The organism is Fodinibius sp. GM21, from assembly GCF_058386955.1.
Window position 1 is genome coordinate 140,068 of sequence record NZ_JBYEIQ010000001.1, and the last position, 17,444, is coordinate 157,511.

The window sequence follows — 17,444 nt, forward strand, 5'->3', positions numbered from 1 at the left end:
GCAACCTGAATTTTGAAATAGACCTCGGAAAGCATAGTTGCTTCCGGGGTTTTTATATTATTAGATCAAATTACTTCCAAAGAGAAAAAATTATGTGAAAGGTGCTCTAATTGAGTCTATCGCCTAATTTATGTAGAGCTATGGTTATATTTGCAGTATATATTATCCCTAAGTATTTAAAAAACAATATTTTATAGAAAAAATTAACGGTTTGTTGAGTATTTGTTTTGTTATATGAAGTGATAGTTCTAATCTATCAATAACCTTAAATGACTATTATGAAAAAAATCTATTTAACAATTGGACTATGTCTCTTAACGACCCTTGCCAGTGCTCAATGGGTCACTGATATGTCTTGCAATAGCAAGGCTGGAAAAATTGCGGATAAAGCAATTACCCATTTTGTAAATTTGGAGAGGCCGGTCGCTGTAGGTATGGCAAGGGCAGCCCTTATGATTGACGAAACATGCGGTAGTGCCAAATTAGTGCTCATAAACTCTGCTATGGGTGGGGAGTATGGAACCCGAACGGCTCAATTGGAAAAGCTGGACACAAAGAAGTTTACGGACCAAGAAAAAGCCTGGGTGAAAGTAATGTCCGCATCCAATGAAGAATTTGAAGGCGCCACGAAACAAGTTGCTGCAACGTATCCGGACGTACCGCTTTTTGCTTTTTGGGCAAGTGTATCCCTCGAAGATGGTAAGGATAAGTTAGCGGAATATGTGATAGAATTCCCCGAATACGCTTCGCCGGCCTATAATATCATGTCTTACCGTTATGCGGATGGGACTTATGGAGAAGAGTCGGATATGCCGAAAGCTATTGAAACAGCACAAAAGATCTTTCTAACACACAATGGACCTAATGGCCATGATTCAATAGCTGAACATTATGCCACAAAAGGGGATTACAAGAAGGCTTTTGAGCATCAACTAAAAGCCCTTGATTATGCTGGTACAGGGTCGGCCTATTCATACAATGCCCAAATATACTATGGACACACGAATAAAGCCGCATTAACAGATTCAATAACGTCCAAGACTAAGCAACGAATAATGTACCAAATGAATAATGACTCTGAGAATCTAAAGCAGTTTTACTCAGATAAAGTCGGGATGGTAGGCTGTAATTCGAATATGGAGCCGTGTGAGTTTTATTCCAGCTTTGAAGAGGAGGATGTGAATCATACTTGGAATCGCTGGGATGTGAAGGATCTGAAAGTATATTTTAGCCCGGATATGAAAACGGCTCTAACCACCTTCCACAACGATGGAGAATATACCATGAAGGGGAGTGATGAACCCATTGCCTATAAAACCAGAGCCAGTGAAGTGTGGCTTTATGACAATGGATGGAAACTGATGCATTCCAATTTTGCCCCGTTGGCTATTGGATCTGGAGTCCCTCAAACAAAGTAAACTAGATTTAAACAATCTATTAATTTAAGGCCGTGAATCATCACGGCCTTTTTTATTTTTCTGAATTTTAATCTCGTTACTCTTTAAAAAAACAAATTTTATAAGAAAATTGCGGAAAATGTATTCTACATAAATAGTTAAAACCCATATTAAACTCTTCAATATGTAAAGTAGTAAGTGTTTTAACTTAGGTGTAAAGGGGAAATCTTACAAATATTTACAACTGAAAAGGACTTTTATGTCTTTTTATTAGTACACTTCGAGAGTTCCATAATTTATTTATGGGACTTCTCTCTCTAAAGCCTCGCGGTGGATAGCCGTGGGGCTTAATTATTTAACATTTAGTTTTGTATCAGCTTAAAGAGTATAATGGTGATCTTTGCTTAATCATTAGTGGCAACGGGGTGGAACTCCCTGAGAATTTTGAAGGATGCAAAGGATCTGTTGGCATGTATCTGATTGGTAAACTTACCAATGAGTTAGATGGTGAATACACCTTTAATTCCACTGATAATTCCATTGACGAAGGAGCAATGTTCACCTTAGAATTTGAGCATTAACCGGGAATTTTAAAGTGGATGATAGGTTTTGGGGTTACTTTTGCTTTTAATGGTATAGCTTTTTGTTATGTCTTTTTCAGCCTTCAGGTTGGTTTTAAGCAAGTCTTCTAAATATAAATCTTCTTTAAGGATTTCGTTTTTCCAATCCGGTGCTACATGATCCAACAGCATGGCTTGAAGCATCCCCAGGTAGTAAAATCGGCTTTCTCCACTGCGAGATGCTGCTCTCTCTGCTTCACCTATTTGCTGTTCAAGGTAGCTTTTACTGTTTTTATAATCTTCGAAATCACTCAATGTTTTTATTTGAGGGACTGATTTGTATTGAGCTAATTCAGAAGCTGTAATGCCGGTTTTTAATTCCGCGTACTTCGCCAGTCCTTCAAGCCACTCACGGTTACGCTCGTAGTCTATAAGCTCTGAAGAAATACTGGCTGATGTTCTTCTTTGTTCACGTTGCTCCAAAAATTCTCTGATATATTTATTTCGAGAAGTATCAGTTTCGCTTTTATAGGCTTGCAGTAAAAGGTCTGCTTCTTTTTTCCATCCCTTTTGGTTTTCTGCGGATTCCCAGGGATACTCTGACGTCAGCCGGGCAATAGATTCACCTTTTTCAAATTTATCATAAACGGATGTTGCCTGGTAGGCATGAAATGCCTCGTGCATGAGTCCGCTAACGTAGTTTTCTGCATTTCCCATAACAAGATTCCAGAATATCTTGTAGGGAAATACCCAATTTATGAGGGGAGGTAGTTCGTTCCGAAATCCGTTATAAAATGCGACTTCTGCGTACTCTCTCGTTTGCATGGTACTAACCCAATTGTCACCAACTTTGACGGTAAAATTTTCAGGCGTTTTGTTTTTATCGGGAAGGGGCTGGCGGTAATAGGACTTATCCAAAAAACGATCATTGCTCACTTTTTGCCATGGGCCGCCCCGGTGTTCTTGCGAAGGCATTTTGTACCATCCGGTATCAGGTTGTTCGATGCCAATCAGGAACGCATATTCTTCATTATATACAATGGCAGGGATTTTAACGTCTCCAAATCCGGGCCAAATATTGGATGTTACCTCAGGCTGTAGGTTAATATACTCTGCAAGATATGCTTTTTGAGGATCTGTTAGCTTTTCAGTTACTGAGGAGGAATCAGGCAGGGTTAAATTATACAATCCGGATATCAAAAGAACTCCCATCAGAAAGATGAAGAACCATTTCAATCCTTTTCCAACAATACGTAAAAGTTTCTTTAGGATTTTCATATCTCTTGTATGTTTACTCAATTTATTTAAGATCTCCAGTTAAGGACTCAAAAGGTTTTGTGTTTCAGGAGTTGGGGGTTGTAACACCATACTCTTCAAAAGGGAAAAACTTAATGAATCAATTTTCCCTGCATGGGCGTGACCTGCGGAAATATTGGATAAAACAGCTACGCCTTTTTTGTTATTGATGTTCATTACCATCGATGATCGATAGCCGCCTGTCCCTCCGTTGTGCCAATGCCAACGGGTATCGGAATCTTGTTTTATAATAAACCAGCCTAGGGCAATATCACGATCTTTAGTAATGGTAAAGGTTCTTTCTTGCTGTAATTTCATTGCTTTGTTATTGGAATCAAGGTTGGCCTGACCAAACTTGGCTAAATCCTCTGAGCTGGAAAGGATGGCCCCGGCCCCGGGGATAGCGCCCAGATCCCAGTTTGTAGCGGGCTTTCCACGCTTGGTTAAGCCAGCGACAAAATTATCAGCCACCAAAGTTCGTTTGGTGGTTGATTGTTGCATGGCCAGTGGCTCAAATATCATCTGCTGCAGCATTTGTTCGTAGGACTGCCCCTCAACTTTTGTCAATGCATAGCCAAGTATTCCGGCTCCGATATTCGAATACTGAAACTCTTTATATGGTTCATACTCCAATTCTATTTCACTGCTTAGATACGTTCGTAGCTTTTCCTCATCATAATCTTTATAGGGATTATCCATGTGCCAAAGTGATTCCCAGATAAATCCCGAGGGAATGCGGGGCAGCCCAGAGGTATGAGTTGCGAGCTGTTTAAACGTTATCTGGAGACTATCATTGAGAGTAAAATCCAGGCACTGTTGGATGGACTGGTCAAGCTGTAATTTGTCCTGCAATACCAGTTTGGCCAGCAGGGTAGAGGTAAAGACTTTTGACAGCGAACCGATTTCGAATACGCTTTTTTTGTTATTTATGGTTTTCAGCGTATCAGCGGTGCGAATAGCACCGTAAAATGTGGCTGATGTATCATCAAAAAAGACAACCGAAAGCTGTGTTTTATTTGGATAATAACGCAACGTAGAAAAAATGCTATCGACCTGTGTCTCAGATACCCCCGGTGGGACTTTAAGGTCGTTGATTGCAGCCTCAGGATTGCTAATACTGCCACAAGATGATAGTGCTATAACCAATCCAGTCAAGCAAATAAGCGGACGCAATTTGATATGTACAGTATTCATGTTCCTAATAAAATACCGAGAGCACAGAAAGGCTCCCGGTAAATAGTTAAAATTAGAATGATCTTGTAATACCTACAGCAAGGTTGAAGTATGTCAAATCAATATCTGTAGTTGTATTTCCAACTTCTATATCTCGAGATAACGATCGATATCGAACACCGGGTTTCAGCGTCCATTTATTGCCGAGGTTAAATGCTAATCCCGCTTCTGCTTGCCATCCCAGTCCATGATCGGAATCGGCGGTGATATCACCGTCACTGCTTTCGACTTCGATATGATTATAGATACCTCCGCCTCGGATATAAAAGTCCATAGAGGTGTTACCCAACGGATGTAAAAATTCTAACCCAAAAGTATATCCCGTTTCTTCAAAATCCATGTTTGATCCGGCAAAGGACTCATCCGAAGTAAAACGATGCCATCCCCACCCTCCAAAAACAGAAGTATGTTCCATGAATTGATAGGTGAGTATACCGTCAAAGCCGAAACCTGTATTTAAATTAGCATCGCCTAAATCCTGTGTAGCTAAGTCAACACCTGCGCGAATCTCCCAACTCAGGTTGCTTTGAGCATGAACTGTTTGAAGCGATAGTGTAAACACTATTCCAATAATTGATAATGTGGTTATTAGTTTTTTCATAATAATTCTTCTTTAAGATGATCCCATCGAGCATAATATATTCAGCTCAGACGAGGTAAATACCTATAACAAGAGAATGCAATTTGTATGCCCAAAAGACATACTGAAACAATTCGAAAGCAGTGGAATTAGTGGGTTATCGGCATTTAAATATCAATCTTTAGTGCAATATTGCGACTTTTAACTAATTGTTTTTCGCAGTTTTGCAATACCTTTTTTAAAAAGAAATATGTTACCCCTTTCTACAGGGCTTTGTGACCGATTAGAAACTGTTAGAATGATGTGAATGTGTGACTTAATAATGGATAAGGACAAGTACAATTTGGTACGATTATTTCATTCTGAATACTACACCTGAGCTGCATGTAATGTTGTTATGCAGAGAAAGTAGTCAGGAGGTTTATTATGAGATATAAAAAATCGGTAACTATTCTGTCCGTAGTGATTATGCTGTTGTCGGTCATTGCCGCATCCACGGGAATTTTTTCGACGGGTGGGCCGGGCGCCTATCAGGTAGAAACGGTACGCGGAGATCAGGTGACCGTTTACGGCAAGGGTATCTATAAGCATATGTCTATTGATGTTGCTCCTCAGGGCATTGCCCAGGATTATGTAACACTTTTTGTGGCTGTGCCGCTGCTTTTTATAGCTCTTATATGGGCGCGAAATGGTTCTATGAAAGGTCGTTTTCTACTGGCGGGTACGCTAAGCTACTTTATGGTAACCTATTTGTTTTATCTCGTAATGGGCATGTACAACCTTTTGTTCTTAGTGTATGCAGCTTTGCTAGGTACTTCATTTTTTGCTTTGGCACAGACATTATTTGCTATAGGATGGGATAATATTGCAGGCCACTTTGAGCCATTAACACCGGTCAGATCCACCGGCGGCTTTCTTATTTTCAACAGCCTGACCATTGGCTTAATGTGGCTCGGGATTGTGGTACCTCCCTTACTGAATGGAACTATCATTCCTGAGCAGGTGGAACATTATACTACCTTAATTGTACAGGGATTGGATCTCGGTCTTCTGCTGCCACTGTCATTTGTAGCGGGTTTGTTGTTTATGAAGAAAAAACCGATGGGCTACCTGCTGGCACCGGTTTACTTTGTTTTTCTATCGATATTGATGACCGCCCTGACGACCAAAGTGATTGCTATGGGTTTGCTGGGGCAAAATGTGATACCAGCTATTTTCATTATTTCTCTGGTGGGATTGATATCGATAACCTGTACTTTTCTTATCCTTAAAAATATCAAGGAGGTTGATAATGAATTCGCCTAAATCTAGATCTAAAAGTCAACATGGGCTGTTGGGGTTACTCCTTTTTCAGGGGATAAGCGGATTGTTTGGCGGTCTTGCTTTAGTCTGGGATTCAACCGGGGGACTATTACAGATGCCGTTAAGTATGCTGGAGGGATCACCGTTTAATACGTATTTCATTCCGGGACTTATTCTCCTTTTAGTATTGGGGGTATTCCCGTTAGTTGTGTGTTATGGTTTGTGGAAAAGAAAATCATGGTCATTGTCCGGGTCTTTTCTGGTGAGTATTGCGCTCCTGATTTGGATAGGAGTGGAGGTTGTGATGGTCGGCTACCATTCCGAACCACCCCTGCAACTCATTTACGGTTTAACAGGGATCGCCTTATTAATTTTATCTCAAATGTCTTCAGCTAAACCATGATCAAAATCGCCATGTTAATCGTAATAGTTCTTCATGGATTGATCCATTTATTGGGGTTTGTAAAAGCGTTTGAATTAGCGCAGGTTGATCAGTTGAAGGAGCAAATATCTAAAACAGCCGGAATATGTTGGTTGCTGGCAGCTGTTGTGTTCCTTGTCACAGCCGAGCTGTTCTATCTGGATAAGGAGTCATGGCGTATGACAGGCATCGTAGCCGTTATTATATCGCAGTTCCTAATAATGCTTTCCTGGAGTGACGCCAAGTCTGGCACCATAGCTAATGTTGTTATGATTGTAGCTACATTACTGGGATCTGGAAATCAAAGATCAGAAAACTATAGTATTGTTGATTTAAGTCAACGCCAATTTGCTGAACATCTCGACCGACGGGTTTCAACGTTGATGGAAGATTATTCAATTCCCGGGGTTAGTATCCTGATCCTAAAAGACGGTAAAAAGCAGTGGAGTAAAGCTTATGGATACGCTGATCGACAGAAACAGCAGCAGCTGACCATCGAATCAATCATAATGGCTCATTCCATTTCGAAATCGGTCACGGCCTGGGGCGTGATGAAATTGGTGGAAGAGGGGCAAGTTAGACTGGACGATCCTCTGTCCAAATATCTTGATTCCTGGACATTGCCGGAATCTGAATTTTCGGATCAAAAAGTAACCGTACGAAGATTGCTCAGCAATAGTGCAGGCGTACCGCTGGGCAAGCTGGGAGTGCATTATGCACCCTCTGACAGTATTCCTTCATTGACAGAAAGTCTCTCCAATGAGGGACTGCGTTTGATTCATCAGCCGGGGACTGCTTTTGCATATTCAAATGTTGGATATGCTTTGTTGGAACTGATCATTCAAGAGGTTACCGGTATGGATTTTGCCGAATATATGGAGAAAGAAATCCTGATTCCTCTTGGGATGAATCACTCGAGTTTTGAGCTGGATAACGAAATAGTTCCAAAAGTACCATTGGGATACGATTTGAACGGCAATACCGTTTCTGTTTACCGCTATCCATACAGGGCCAGTGGCGGATTATTTTCAACGCTGGAAGATATTGGGACCTTTATTGCCTCAGGTTTTAGGAAACAGTCTGCTTACCCGGTTCTTTCTCAAGAGAGTATTGAGGAGCTTTACGAACCCCAAATTCCAATATCAGGGATGTTCGGTTTTGTAGCTGACAATTATGGGATGGGACATTTTATTGAAACTTTGCCGAACGGTGATAAAGCTGTTTGGCACGGTGGACAGGGACTCGGATGGATGACCCATTTCCATTCTATTCCTGAGCGTGGGGATGGGATCGTCATTTTAACCAACAGTCAACGCAGCTGGCCGTTAATGGCTCAAATTCTCGCTGACTGGTCGCAATGGAGCGGTTATGGACCGGTAAAGTTTAGTCGGATTACCTATGCCAATATGGGGCTTCGATTTTTTATTGGCCTTATCTTACTAATCACTTTTTGGCGCATGGGAGAAATGGTGAGTGGATTTCTTGCAGGAAGGCGTAAATTGACTTTGGGAAGTGAGGACGCTTCCCTCGTTAGAATTATTGAGTTTTTAATAAGTATAGGAATAATTGCAATTCTGAGTTGGGCCTCAGTTCAAGATTACTTGTTTATGAGCTCCATATTTCCAATGGGAGCTGTTTGGCTGGGGTGGGCATTGCTAGGGCTTTCTGGAGTATTACTGCTTTCGGCCGCTTTGCCGGTTTGTCGAATGAAAAATAATAACTCATAGATATTTAACAGCGCGCCATTCTTACTTTTATCATTCCGAGTTTATTGCTAATTTGGTTAGTCATTTTATATGCAAAAAGCCAAACAGACATATTGCCTTTCATTTTTTGGGATTGCATTTATTCTGTTTCTCCTTTTGGGGATGCAGTTTAAAGAGAACGCTCCACAAAGTGCGAGTACTGCTCTTTCAAGTCAAGTTCAGGAAACCCATCAATATCAATCTTCTCCCGGTGACTCACGTTGTTTCTTGGCAACAGGGCAAAAACCCCAGTCTATTCTTTATACATCCCGATCTTCGGATCATCGATTACCATTTTCATTATTTATTGCCGTTGAGAATGAACAGAATACAGAGAATAAAAAAAGCGATTGGACGACGGTTTATCGGACTATGGAACGTTCGGTACCGACGTTGATCAACGAGCCTCTTATCAGTAAATCTGGATTGAAATATATCCCAATAAAAAAGTTATCGCTGACACTCCTTTCTACAGTAGTCTTCTTGCATTAGAAATTTGCTATTTGTCTGGCTAAGTGAATAGTGGGGAGCTGCCCCCTTAAATCTTGCAAGAAGAACTGGTTATATGAAGACTTTATTTAACAAGCTGAAAGAACGGTGGGATATTGATAACAATCGTCAATTTCTGCTGATTCTGTTTATTTTTTCTATCTCAGGGATGTCGGTCCTGTATGTTCGCAAAATAGCGTTTGCATGGTTGGGCTTTAGCGGGCAAACACCCTTTTGGGAAGAAGCCATAGTCTGGCTTTTGGTTGTCGTGCCATCGTATCAGTTACTGTTTTTATTGTATGGCACCTTACTGGGACAGTTTGAATTTGCATGGGAGTTTGTGAAAAAGAATATCGATCGTTTGAAGTATCTGGCAGGAAAAATTAATCCATTACAATAAATAGATGTGAGGATAACTAAAGTTGAGGTAGTAATGTCATCCAAAAACAAGCGTTTGCTTTTGGCGCCTATGCCGGGCGGTTATTTGGATTTGGAACAGGGCCTAAAACCTTACGGGGTAGTACCATAATAGTATTAATTTCAGGACTCAATCTTTCCGGTGTGAGGAAGTCCGGTATTTCAGAAGATATGCTGGTCTGTACGAGAATCTTGATTCTCACCGGCTTGGATAGTATTGGATTTGTAAATGTGAGTCCTAAAAAGGTGTATCCAATCGTTGATATGGGGATTGGAAGTACGATCAATGCAGAGGAGTTGGTTTTTTGTAGCATTTGAAGGCTTTCAATTACTAACCTACGATTACAATATCATTGTATATCATAAAAATAATCTCCCACATGCAGTTATCATTTCGACCCAAATATTGGTCGTATTTATGTTAACAGGATCTTTAGCCCTGACGTAATTGTGTTACTTAGTTATCGCGAAACGTGTATCTGGGGCATTCAAAGTACAAAGGAAATAGAAATTGAATAACTATTAACTTAATTGGAAAGCAAAGTGAAAGAACAAACGATAAAAAAATCATTAGAAAATTTTTTAAAAAAAGATTCAGCTGCAGGACTGATGTTATTGTTTGCCACTGTTGCAGCATTAGTGGTAGCCAATAGCCCGATTAGCGAGCTTTACCATCATTTGATGGAGTTACACATTTCAATCGACTTTTCTTCACTGAGCATTGATCACTCCGTACACGCATGGATTAATGATGGGTTGATGGCCATATTTTTCCTGTTAGTGGGGCTGGAAATTAAACGTGAGCTTAAATACGGAGAGCTTTCGTCGGTGCAGTCGGCCTTGCTTCCGGTTATTGCAGCGGTATGCGGTGCGGCTCTTCCGGCATTAATTTTCTGGACTTTTAACGGAGGATCGGCCTACATGAATGGATGGGCAATACCGATGGCTACAGACATTGCTTTCGTTATTGGAGTGATGGCGGTACTGGGCTCAAGAGTTCCGGTTTGGGCCAAAGTATTTGTTACCACCATAGCAGTTGTAGACGATCTGATAGCAGTAATGGTTATTGCCATATTTTATACCGATCACATAAGCATGTTTGCTTTGGGTATTGCTACGGTATGTCTTGTGGTTTTATTACTGATGAATTATCGAAACGTCAATAAACTGTCGCCTTATCTGATTATTGGAATTGTGATGTGGTGGGCGGTTCTGGAATCGGGCGTCCATGCAACCATTGCAGGCGTGGTACTTGGCTTTACGATCCCGGCGGCTCGCGGCTGGAGTGTCCAACGTCTTAAGGAGTATGCCCGAGAGGGATTTGAATTATTTGAACAGGCGGCCGATAAGGACTTGCCGGTTAGTAAGGAGCAGGCTCTTCACCATATGGATACCACGATTAACCAGGCAGAGTCACCATTACACCGGTTGGAGCACAAGTTGCACACCCCGGTATATTTTGTGATTATGCCGCTTTTCGCATTCTCGAATGCCGGGGTTGTATTCAATCCGCAAATAATGGCTGATGCTTTTGCTTCGACGCTTACTTGGGGAATTATTGCAGGATTATTTATCGGTAAGCAGATTGGGATTTTCAGTGCTACCTGGTTGATGACAAAATTGAATTTATCCCCGCTGGCCGACAATAAAGAGACGTGGAAAGTAGTATATGGTTTAGCATTGTTGGGGGGAATTGGTTTTACAATGTCTCTTTTTATTGCCAACCTATCCTTTGATAACGAGTCACTACTGGAATTTTCGAAGGTGGGTATTTTAGCTGGATCAATAATTAGTGGTATCGGTGGTTATCTGTTACTCAAAAGGAGACCTGCATATAGTCGAGATTCACAACCTGAGTTTGATGTGCCCGAACAGCAGAAGGTTCAATAAATTTTTTAGTGCTCTTACTGTTTTATATCTATATCTGACAAGTAAGGTTTAAAAACTATTGAAAATGAACCGGCATAAAAGTATAGATAGAGAATAATCCATATTGCTTTTCTTGATGAATTCGCAATATTCTCTACTTATAATCAGAGTGATCAGCCTGAAATTGGTTTAATCGGACCGATAAAAAACTCTTTTATAAATTCCAGTAGTGCTTATTCGGGTTGTGGAGCTATAGAAAATTCCTGAATGGTTGTTTTATTTACCGGCTGCTCGGAAATCCAGGCGTAGCGACCGGGAACTAAATCAAGGGTGAAATAGGCTGTATTACCTTTGGGCATTTCATGCGTTCCCCCGATAAAAGTCGTTGGTGCTACATTTTCAGTCGTTGAAATAAGTCCCTCAGCTTTATTAAAATCCATCCAGGCAGCGATTCTTTCAAGGCTGTCAGTATTACTTAATTCCGCAACGTGAACGTCTCGGCCAACCATAGCAGGATTTTCTTCATTGAAATTAACTTTGATCAGGTGTTTGCCCGGTGTTGCTTCTCCCTGAATATTCAATCCTTCGTCGGTTGTTGTTATCTCAATGGTTGCAGACTGCGGTGGTATTGCATCGGTTGTGTCAACAGTAACATAGAGGTCTCTCATCATGCCTTTTTTCCAATGAAAGGTACCGTCAGCACTTTTGATATAACACTCCATAGCGTAATTGCCCGATTTCATAAAAAGAGTAGTCTCGGTAGTTTTTCCGGGAGATACAAATCCCGCACCGCCACGGGAGACAATTTCGCTGAACCAATCCGGCAGTTTGGAAAACACAGCCATGGCCTCGTCCTGTTTTCCTTCCAAGGTTAGATAAGAAGATTCCTGGAAAATGGGACTCACTTCTTTCAATAAATCCTCACTAGTTCTATCGCCCGGCAGGTAGTCAAAAAATAGAAAATGAACCATCGGGCTTTTGTTTGTAAAGCGAAATGTTGTCCAACCTGCCGGTATGGTGTCTATCTGGGTTTGAAATAAGTGTCGGTCATTTTCAGCATCGTAAATGGCACTGACTTCAACCAAAGTCGGTTGTTGGTTTGACGTAGCGTTATCTTTTTCTCGGTCGTTGGAACAAGCAAATGCACCCAGCATTACTACAATTCCCACTATGATCTTTGATAGTGATTCCATCATATCCCCACTCTATTATTTGTGCTCTATTGATTTAAGTAAACTGGCTATTTAATAATTGGGTAGTTGAACGTAATAATTTTAGTATTGATCAATTTACCTTGTACTATATCCTAAATAGTGTAATTAAATTTCTACCTGTTTAAAGCAGCCCTTTATAGTCGGCCAAACATACATTTACTTATACTCTTTTTATAACCATGAGGGTGATATCATCACTCTGAGGGGTTCCATCAGCATGTTTCTGAACATCCTGTAAAATGGCATCTAATGTTTCCTCGGATGAAAATCTACTATTACAAATAGCCTGTTCTTCCAATCGTTCTACGCCGTATTCTTCCTTTTTGGGGTTCATGGCTTCCGTAATTCCATCGGAGTATATCAGTAGTAAATCACCCGGCTGAAGTAATAGGGTTTGCATTTCATATTCCGATTCTTTCATAACTCCTAAAAGCAATCCCGTTGAATCAAGATGAATGGCTTCTTCATTATTTCGGATAAGAAGCGGGGCATCGTGGCCGCCATTAGAATATTGGATGGTAGCATTTTTTTGATCCAGAATGCCGTAAAATAATGTGGCAAATTTGGTGGAATCTATACTCCTGTAAAGAAGATTATTTGTTCCATACATGCACTTAACACAATCTTCGTACATGATCGCATGGCTGCGGAGTGTTGCCTGTAAGTTAGCCATCAACATCGCGGCGGGCATGCCTTTTCCTGTTATATCCCCCACACAAAACCCAAGCTTATTGTTTGATAAGCTGATAAAATCAAAGTAGTCGCCCCCGACAGATTTAGCCGGCATGTTAGCGGTACTTATTTGAAACCCTTCAATTTCAGGAGTTGAATCCGGAAGCAGATGCAGCTGAATATCGCGGGCCATTCTCATTTCTTCCTGCAAACTCAAAAAAGCTTTTTCTTCTTCGTATAGTCGGGCATTTTCTATTACTTGAGCTGACTGTGATGCGATAATTGAGATAAGTCGGCGATCTTCATCAGAGAATGGAGCCCCATCTTTTTTATTAAACACGGCCAGATAGCCGATGAGATCCCCTTTTATCATAAGGGGTGCGCTAAGGATGGAGCGGAACGAAAATGAAGTCTTTTGGAGAAAGCTAAACCGCTCATCTTTCAAAATATCGTTACTTAATAAAATGGACTGTTTTTTTAACATCCATCCTTTGAGGTGGTCATCCAGTTTAATGGGTACTTTTTCAACAGAGGAATCATAATGTCTTACCATCGTATGAAATTCCTTTTCAGGGGTATCCACTTCAAGTAAGCTGACTGTCCCTTCTTCAACTCCAAGATGTTTTATGCACTTAAAGACAATTTGGTCGATAATTTTATCAACAGGCTGGATAGATGATATCGTTGTAGCGATATCATTTAAAATGCGCAATTCGTTTACAGCCAGTTGAAGGCTGCGGGTCTCATCCGATATGGACGGGTGCATAGGCATTTAGTAATTGTAGATAGGAATATCACTTACATGATAAAGGACAAAAAACACCATGAAAATATACCTAAATATTTTATAAAACTTATTATTAATACTAATAATATAATATATTAATTATTAATAGTATTAATTATTTAAATAAGGAGGGGTTAGAGAGTTAGCGCTTTCTCCGTGATGATAAATTCTTTTTTACACTACGATGTGATTGAAAAGCTCGGCGAAGGTGGAATGGGTGTGGTTTATCTTGCCCATGACACGAAGCTGAATCGGAAGGTTGCTCTTAAATTTCTGTCGAGGCGTATTTCAGCGGACTCAGTTGAAAAGGAGCGGTTTATGCAGGAGGCCCGAGCCGCTGCTTCCCTCAATCATCCCCATATTGCCCAAGTGTATGCCATTGAGGAAGTCGGCGATGAAGTATTTATCGTGATGGAATTCATCAAAGGAAAAGAGCTAAGAAAGGCCATAAAAGAGGATACCTTTAGCCTTGAAGAAAAAAAATCAATAGCTGTACAGATAGCCGAGGGGTTACAAGCTGCCCAGAATAATGGCATTATCCATCGGGATATTAAGTCCGGGAACATCATGCTGGATGCCGAAAACAACGTCAAAATTATGGATTTTGGCCTGGCTCGAATAGAAGGGGCTCCGCAAATCACCAAGACCGGTACCACTATAGGGACCGTTTCTTATATGTCACCCGAACAGCTTAAAAATAACCAGGTTGATAAACGATCAGACATTTGGGCATACGGGGTCGTTCTCTATGAGCTTTTTACGGAATTGCTTCCTTTTCAGGGGATTTACGAAGCAGCAATCATGTATGCGATTACTGAAGAAGAACCCGTTGCAGCTTCCGAAATAAATGCAGCTATACCAAAAGAAATTGAAGCTGTTATTGAACAGTGTTTGAAAAAAGATCCGGACGTTCGATATCAGGACTTTGGAGAAGTTTTGCATGATTTAGACGAGACATCCCCAAAAATGACCGAGTCCGTTGGGCACAAGGAGAAGGTCTTCAATCCAAAGTTGGGGAGATATCTCTATGTAACCTTGCCTGTAGTGCTGCTGTTACTTCTCATAATTTTTTTACCAATCAGGCTATATTTTGGCTGGGAGAGCTCGGAAGGTATGTCTTTGCCTGAAGAACGGGGAATGGCAATTTTACCATTCAAGAATATTAGTGCCCCTTCCGAAGAGCTGGAAGCACTCTCCGATGGATTGATGATGAATGTAACGAGCAGGCTCACCCAGGTAAGCAATTATAAGGGAGCCCTATGGGTTATTTCTGCTAGTGAAATTATTCAAGAAGGGGTTACATCTCCCGGTCAGGCCCGACGGGATTACTCGGTGAATTTGGCAGTAACCGGTAGCATACAGAAGTTCGAAGATCGAATCCAGTTGACGATGAATCTGATTGATACAAAATCACTGCGACAATTGATGTCCCGCGAAATCAATAGCGAAGACAATAGCATTGCTGTGTTACAGAACCGCGTGTTTGAGGAGTTGTTGGATATGCTGAATATTGAATTGCAGCCTGAAGTAACAGAAGTTGTAATAAAAGGAAATTATAATAACCGTAGTTCGCAGCACTATATAGAAGGTCAGGGGTATCTTTTACGGTATGAAAAAGGTGACAATCTGGATAAAGCAATAAATCATTTTCAGCAGGCCGTTGACGAAGATGCTGATCATGCTCTAGCGTATGCTGCATTGGGAGAAGCATTTTGGCGTAAATATTATGATACCGAAGAAGTAGAGTATGTTGAGCAGGCAAAGAACGCCTTGGCAAAAGCAATGAAAATTGACAGCGATTTGGTACAAGTAATTTCAACCCTCGGCTTGATAAACCGAGGGACCGGTGATTACGATCAGGCTATTGAGAATTTTCAAGAAGTAATTACCCGTGAACCCTATAATGCCATGGCTTTTCGGCAATTGGCCGGTACCTATGTCGAAAAAGGGGAATTAGATAAAGCCGAAGCAAATTATATGGTGGCCATTAAGCTAAAACCGGATTATTGGAGGGGGTACAGTGATTTAGGTAATTTTTATTTACGATATCGGGGAGACATTAATAAAGCGGAAGAGCAATATCAGCAGGTACTGGCGTTGACCCCTGAAAATTATATTGGCCTATCGGGGCTTGGGGTCATAAATATTTATCGGGAAAACTTTGAGTTGGCCATTAATTTTTTAGAGCAATCCATGAGTATTAGGGAGACCTATTTTGCCGCTTCAAATCTTGGTGTTGCGTATTATTTTATGGGGGATTACAGTGAAGCAATTCACTGGTATAGCACCGCTTATGAACTGAATTCCAGTTCTTATACTGTTTTGGGAAATATTGCCTCAGCTCATGAGGCTATCGGCAATGATGATTTGGCCATTAGTTATTACAAAAAGGCTATTGACGTTGCTAAGAAACAGCTAGAGGTGAATCCGAATGAGGTTAGCATTCTTAATAATTTGGGATCTTATTATGCTGATATTGGAGAAAACAGAATGGCCTTAGAGTATCTCCAACGTTCTTTAGCATTAGATTCCAATAATAACGAAATACTGTTTTACACCAGTGCTGCTTACGAACGGATGGGTAATCGGGAAAAAGCATTGGAGTGGATTGAGCAGGCAATTAGAAAGGGGTATCCTGTATCGAATATTATAAATCAGCCTGAACTATATAGTATGGTTAAAGACGCCAGGTTTAAAGAAATGATTAAAGACTATGAAGAGTGATTACTGTCCTAATAAATGTTGACCTGCTGATATTACTAATTGGACAAATATAGAGGGAGCACAAAAATATCACCAAATAGAAAACTAATTTTACCAAAAACCTGATTTCATCAGGATAACGAAAAACAAAAAGTACAGACCCATGACCACTAACAAGATAATTTTATTTTTTGCTTTAGCAGTGTTCAGTTTCGCAACTGTTGGTTTTGTTTTCCATACCGAAAGTATAGATGGAATGCTACGAACGTTTAATGTTAAAATTGAGAAAAGTGAGGATGGCGCTTGGCGTGTGCGGGATAATGAGGGCAGAAATAAAGGAACCTTAAGTGTTGAGAGAGGTGATGTTATAAACTGGCAGGCTAAGGGTTCCGACTTGGTTTTTATCTTTTCCGAAGACGTGGAAAACTATTTTGAGTACGAAGAGAATATGTTTGCGGATGGGCGTACTCAGAAAATATTAAACAATAAGAAGCTACGTCTTACACTCAAAGACGATGCCCCTCAGGGACTTTTACCATATGAGGTTTATATTATATCTGAGACTAAATCGGTAGTTGGTAATTCACCGCCCCGTTTAATTATTTATTAATCGTAGCAAGTTACCTGCGGTGCCATTACAAAGTGATTATCAAACTATAGCCTGTGTTTTAGAGCATGGCTATCTGTATGACAAAACAGTTTTCTAATAATGATTTGAAAATCCTTCTGTTTTTAGGAACCAATATATTTTGAGCTGTG

Annotated in this window: 15 protein-coding genes; 10 read left to right on the plus strand and 5 right to left on the minus strand. The window is 40.6% G+C overall.

Annotated features, from left to right (window positions below):
• Positions 1-278: 278 nt before the first annotated feature.
• Positions 279-1,418, plus strand: coding sequence for a hypothetical protein (locus tag ACT3IB_RS00600; protein ID WP_491537074.1), 1,140 nt, complete (start codon positions 279-281; stop codon positions 1,416-1,418).
• Between the two features lie 347 nt (positions 1,419-1,765).
• A complete protein-coding gene (locus tag ACT3IB_RS00605) occupies positions 1,766-1,978 on the plus strand; it encodes a hypothetical protein (RefSeq protein WP_491537075.1) in 213 nt (70 codons plus the stop codon).
• A 9-nt stretch (positions 1,979-1,987) separates the two neighbouring features.
• On the opposite strand, the gene ACT3IB_RS00610 is transcribed toward ACT3IB_RS00605, so the two are convergent.
• From ACT3IB_RS00610 to ACT3IB_RS00620, 3 genes are read right to left on the minus strand one after another with little or no spacing between them, the layout of a single operon-like run.
• Positions 1,988-3,235 carry a hypothetical protein gene (locus ACT3IB_RS00610; protein WP_491537076.1) on the minus strand — a complete coding sequence of 416 codons (1,248 nt, stop codon included), beginning with the start codon at positions 3,233-3,235 and terminating at the stop codon, positions 1,988-1,990.
• Between the two features lie 39 nt (positions 3,236-3,274).
• Complete coding sequence (locus ACT3IB_RS00615) at positions 3,275-4,447, minus strand: serine hydrolase domain-containing protein (protein ID WP_491537077.1); 1,173 nt, start codon at positions 4,445-4,447, stop codon at positions 3,275-3,277.
• Positions 4,448-4,499: 52 nt separating this feature from the next.
• Positions 4,500-5,087: an outer membrane protein gene (locus ACT3IB_RS00620; RefSeq protein ID WP_491537078.1), complete on the minus strand. Its 588-nt coding sequence runs from the start codon at positions 5,085-5,087 to the stop codon at positions 4,500-4,502.
• 405 nt (positions 5,088-5,492) lie between these two features.
• Between ACT3IB_RS00620 and ACT3IB_RS00625 the strand changes: the two genes are divergently transcribed.
• The 6 genes from ACT3IB_RS00625 to nhaA all read left to right on the plus strand — a co-directional run bounded on the left by ACT3IB_RS00625 (position 5,493) and on the right by nhaA (position 11,330).
• Complete coding sequence (locus ACT3IB_RS00625) at positions 5,493-6,371, plus strand: hypothetical protein (protein WP_491537079.1); 879 nt, start codon at positions 5,493-5,495, stop codon at positions 6,369-6,371.
• A complete protein-coding gene (locus tag ACT3IB_RS00630; protein WP_491537080.1) occupies positions 6,358-6,771 on the plus strand; it encodes a hypothetical protein in 414 nt (137 codons plus the stop codon). Before ACT3IB_RS00625 ends, ACT3IB_RS00630 begins: the two co-directional genes overlap by 14 nt.
• Positions 6,772-6,782: 11 nt before the next feature.
• Positions 6,783-8,516 (plus strand): serine hydrolase domain-containing protein, encoded by a 1,734-nt coding sequence (locus ACT3IB_RS00635; RefSeq protein WP_491537081.1) that lies wholly within the window; start codon positions 6,783-6,785, stop codon positions 8,514-8,516.
• A gap of 69 nt (positions 8,517-8,585) precedes the next feature.
• Positions 8,586-9,026, plus strand: coding sequence for a hypothetical protein (locus tag ACT3IB_RS00640; RefSeq protein WP_491537082.1), 441 nt, complete (start codon positions 8,586-8,588; stop codon positions 9,024-9,026).
• Positions 9,027-9,099: 73 nt separating this feature from the next.
• The gene (locus tag ACT3IB_RS00645; protein ID WP_491537083.1) at positions 9,100-9,423 is read left to right on the plus strand and encodes a DUF6787 family protein; all 324 of its coding nucleotides are present in this window, start codon (positions 9,100-9,102) and stop codon (positions 9,421-9,423) included.
• Positions 9,424-9,983: 560 nt separating this feature from the next.
• Entirely contained in the window at positions 9,984-11,330 is a 1,347-nt protein-coding gene (gene nhaA / locus ACT3IB_RS00650) for a Na+/H+ antiporter NhaA (protein WP_491537084.1), read from the plus strand.
• Between the two features lie 212 nt (positions 11,331-11,542).
• Here nhaA and ACT3IB_RS00655 read toward each other — a convergent pair whose 3' ends face one another.
• Both ACT3IB_RS00655 and ACT3IB_RS00660 read right to left on the minus strand, forming a co-directional pair.
• Positions 11,543-12,505 carry a hypothetical protein gene (locus ACT3IB_RS00655; RefSeq protein WP_491537085.1) on the minus strand — a complete coding sequence of 321 codons (963 nt, stop codon included), beginning with the start codon at positions 12,503-12,505 and terminating at the stop codon, positions 11,543-11,545.
• A 178-nt stretch (positions 12,506-12,683) separates the two neighbouring features.
• Complete coding sequence (locus ACT3IB_RS00660) at positions 12,684-13,961, minus strand: GAF domain-containing SpoIIE family protein phosphatase (RefSeq protein WP_491537086.1); 1,278 nt, start codon at positions 13,959-13,961, stop codon at positions 12,684-12,686.
• A gap of 180 nt (positions 13,962-14,141) precedes the next feature.
• On the opposite strand from ACT3IB_RS00660, the gene ACT3IB_RS00665 reads away from it, so the two are divergent.
• Both ACT3IB_RS00665 and ACT3IB_RS00670 read left to right on the plus strand, forming a co-directional pair.
• Positions 14,142-16,706 carry a protein kinase domain-containing protein gene (locus tag ACT3IB_RS00665; RefSeq protein ID WP_491537087.1) on the plus strand — a complete coding sequence of 855 codons (2,565 nt, stop codon included), beginning with the start codon at positions 14,142-14,144 and terminating at the stop codon, positions 16,704-16,706.
• Positions 16,707-16,848: 142 nt separating this feature from the next.
• Positions 16,849-17,295: a hypothetical protein gene (locus ACT3IB_RS00670; protein WP_491537088.1), complete on the plus strand. Its 447-nt coding sequence runs from the start codon at positions 16,849-16,851 to the stop codon at positions 17,293-17,295.
• Positions 17,296-17,444: the final 149 nt, after the last annotated feature.

Bases quoted from the DNA above. Each gene is read 5' to 3' on its own strand.
- ACT3IB_RS00600 (WP_491537074.1), top strand. From the start codon at position 279: ATGAAAAAAATCTATTTAACAATTGGACTATGTCTCTTAACGACCCTT.
- ACT3IB_RS00610 (WP_491537076.1), bottom strand. From the start codon at position 3,235: ATGAAAATCCTAAAGAAACTTTTACGTATTGTTGGAAAAGGATTGAAA.
- ACT3IB_RS00615 (WP_491537077.1), bottom strand. From the start codon at position 4,447: ATGAATACTGTACATATCAAATTGCGTCCGCTTATTTGCTTGACTGGA.
- ACT3IB_RS00620 (WP_491537078.1), bottom strand. From the start codon at position 5,087: ATGAAAAAACTAATAACCACATTATCAATTATTGGAATAGTGTTTACA.
- ACT3IB_RS00625 (WP_491537079.1), top strand. From the start codon at position 5,493: ATGAGATATAAAAAATCGGTAACTATTCTGTCCGTAGTGATTATGCTG.
- ACT3IB_RS00630 (WP_491537080.1), top strand. From the start codon at position 6,358: ATGAATTCGCCTAAATCTAGATCTAAAAGTCAACATGGGCTGTTGGGG.
- ACT3IB_RS00635 (WP_491537081.1), top strand. From the start codon at position 6,783: ATGTTAATCGTAATAGTTCTTCATGGATTGATCCATTTATTGGGGTTT.
- ACT3IB_RS00640 (WP_491537082.1), top strand. From the start codon at position 8,586: ATGCAAAAAGCCAAACAGACATATTGCCTTTCATTTTTTGGGATTGCA.
- ACT3IB_RS00645 (WP_491537083.1), top strand. From the start codon at position 9,100: ATGAAGACTTTATTTAACAAGCTGAAAGAACGGTGGGATATTGATAAC.
- ACT3IB_RS00655 (WP_491537085.1), bottom strand. From the start codon at position 12,505: ATGATGGAATCACTATCAAAGATCATAGTGGGAATTGTAGTAATGCTG.
- ACT3IB_RS00660 (WP_491537086.1), bottom strand. From the start codon at position 13,961: ATGCACCCGTCCATATCGGATGAGACCCGCAGCCTTCAACTGGCTGTA.
- ACT3IB_RS00665 (WP_491537087.1), top strand. From the start codon at position 14,142: ATGATAAATTCTTTTTTACACTACGATGTGATTGAAAAGCTCGGCGAA.
- ACT3IB_RS00670 (WP_491537088.1), top strand. From the start codon at position 16,849: ATGACCACTAACAAGATAATTTTATTTTTTGCTTTAGCAGTGTTCAGT.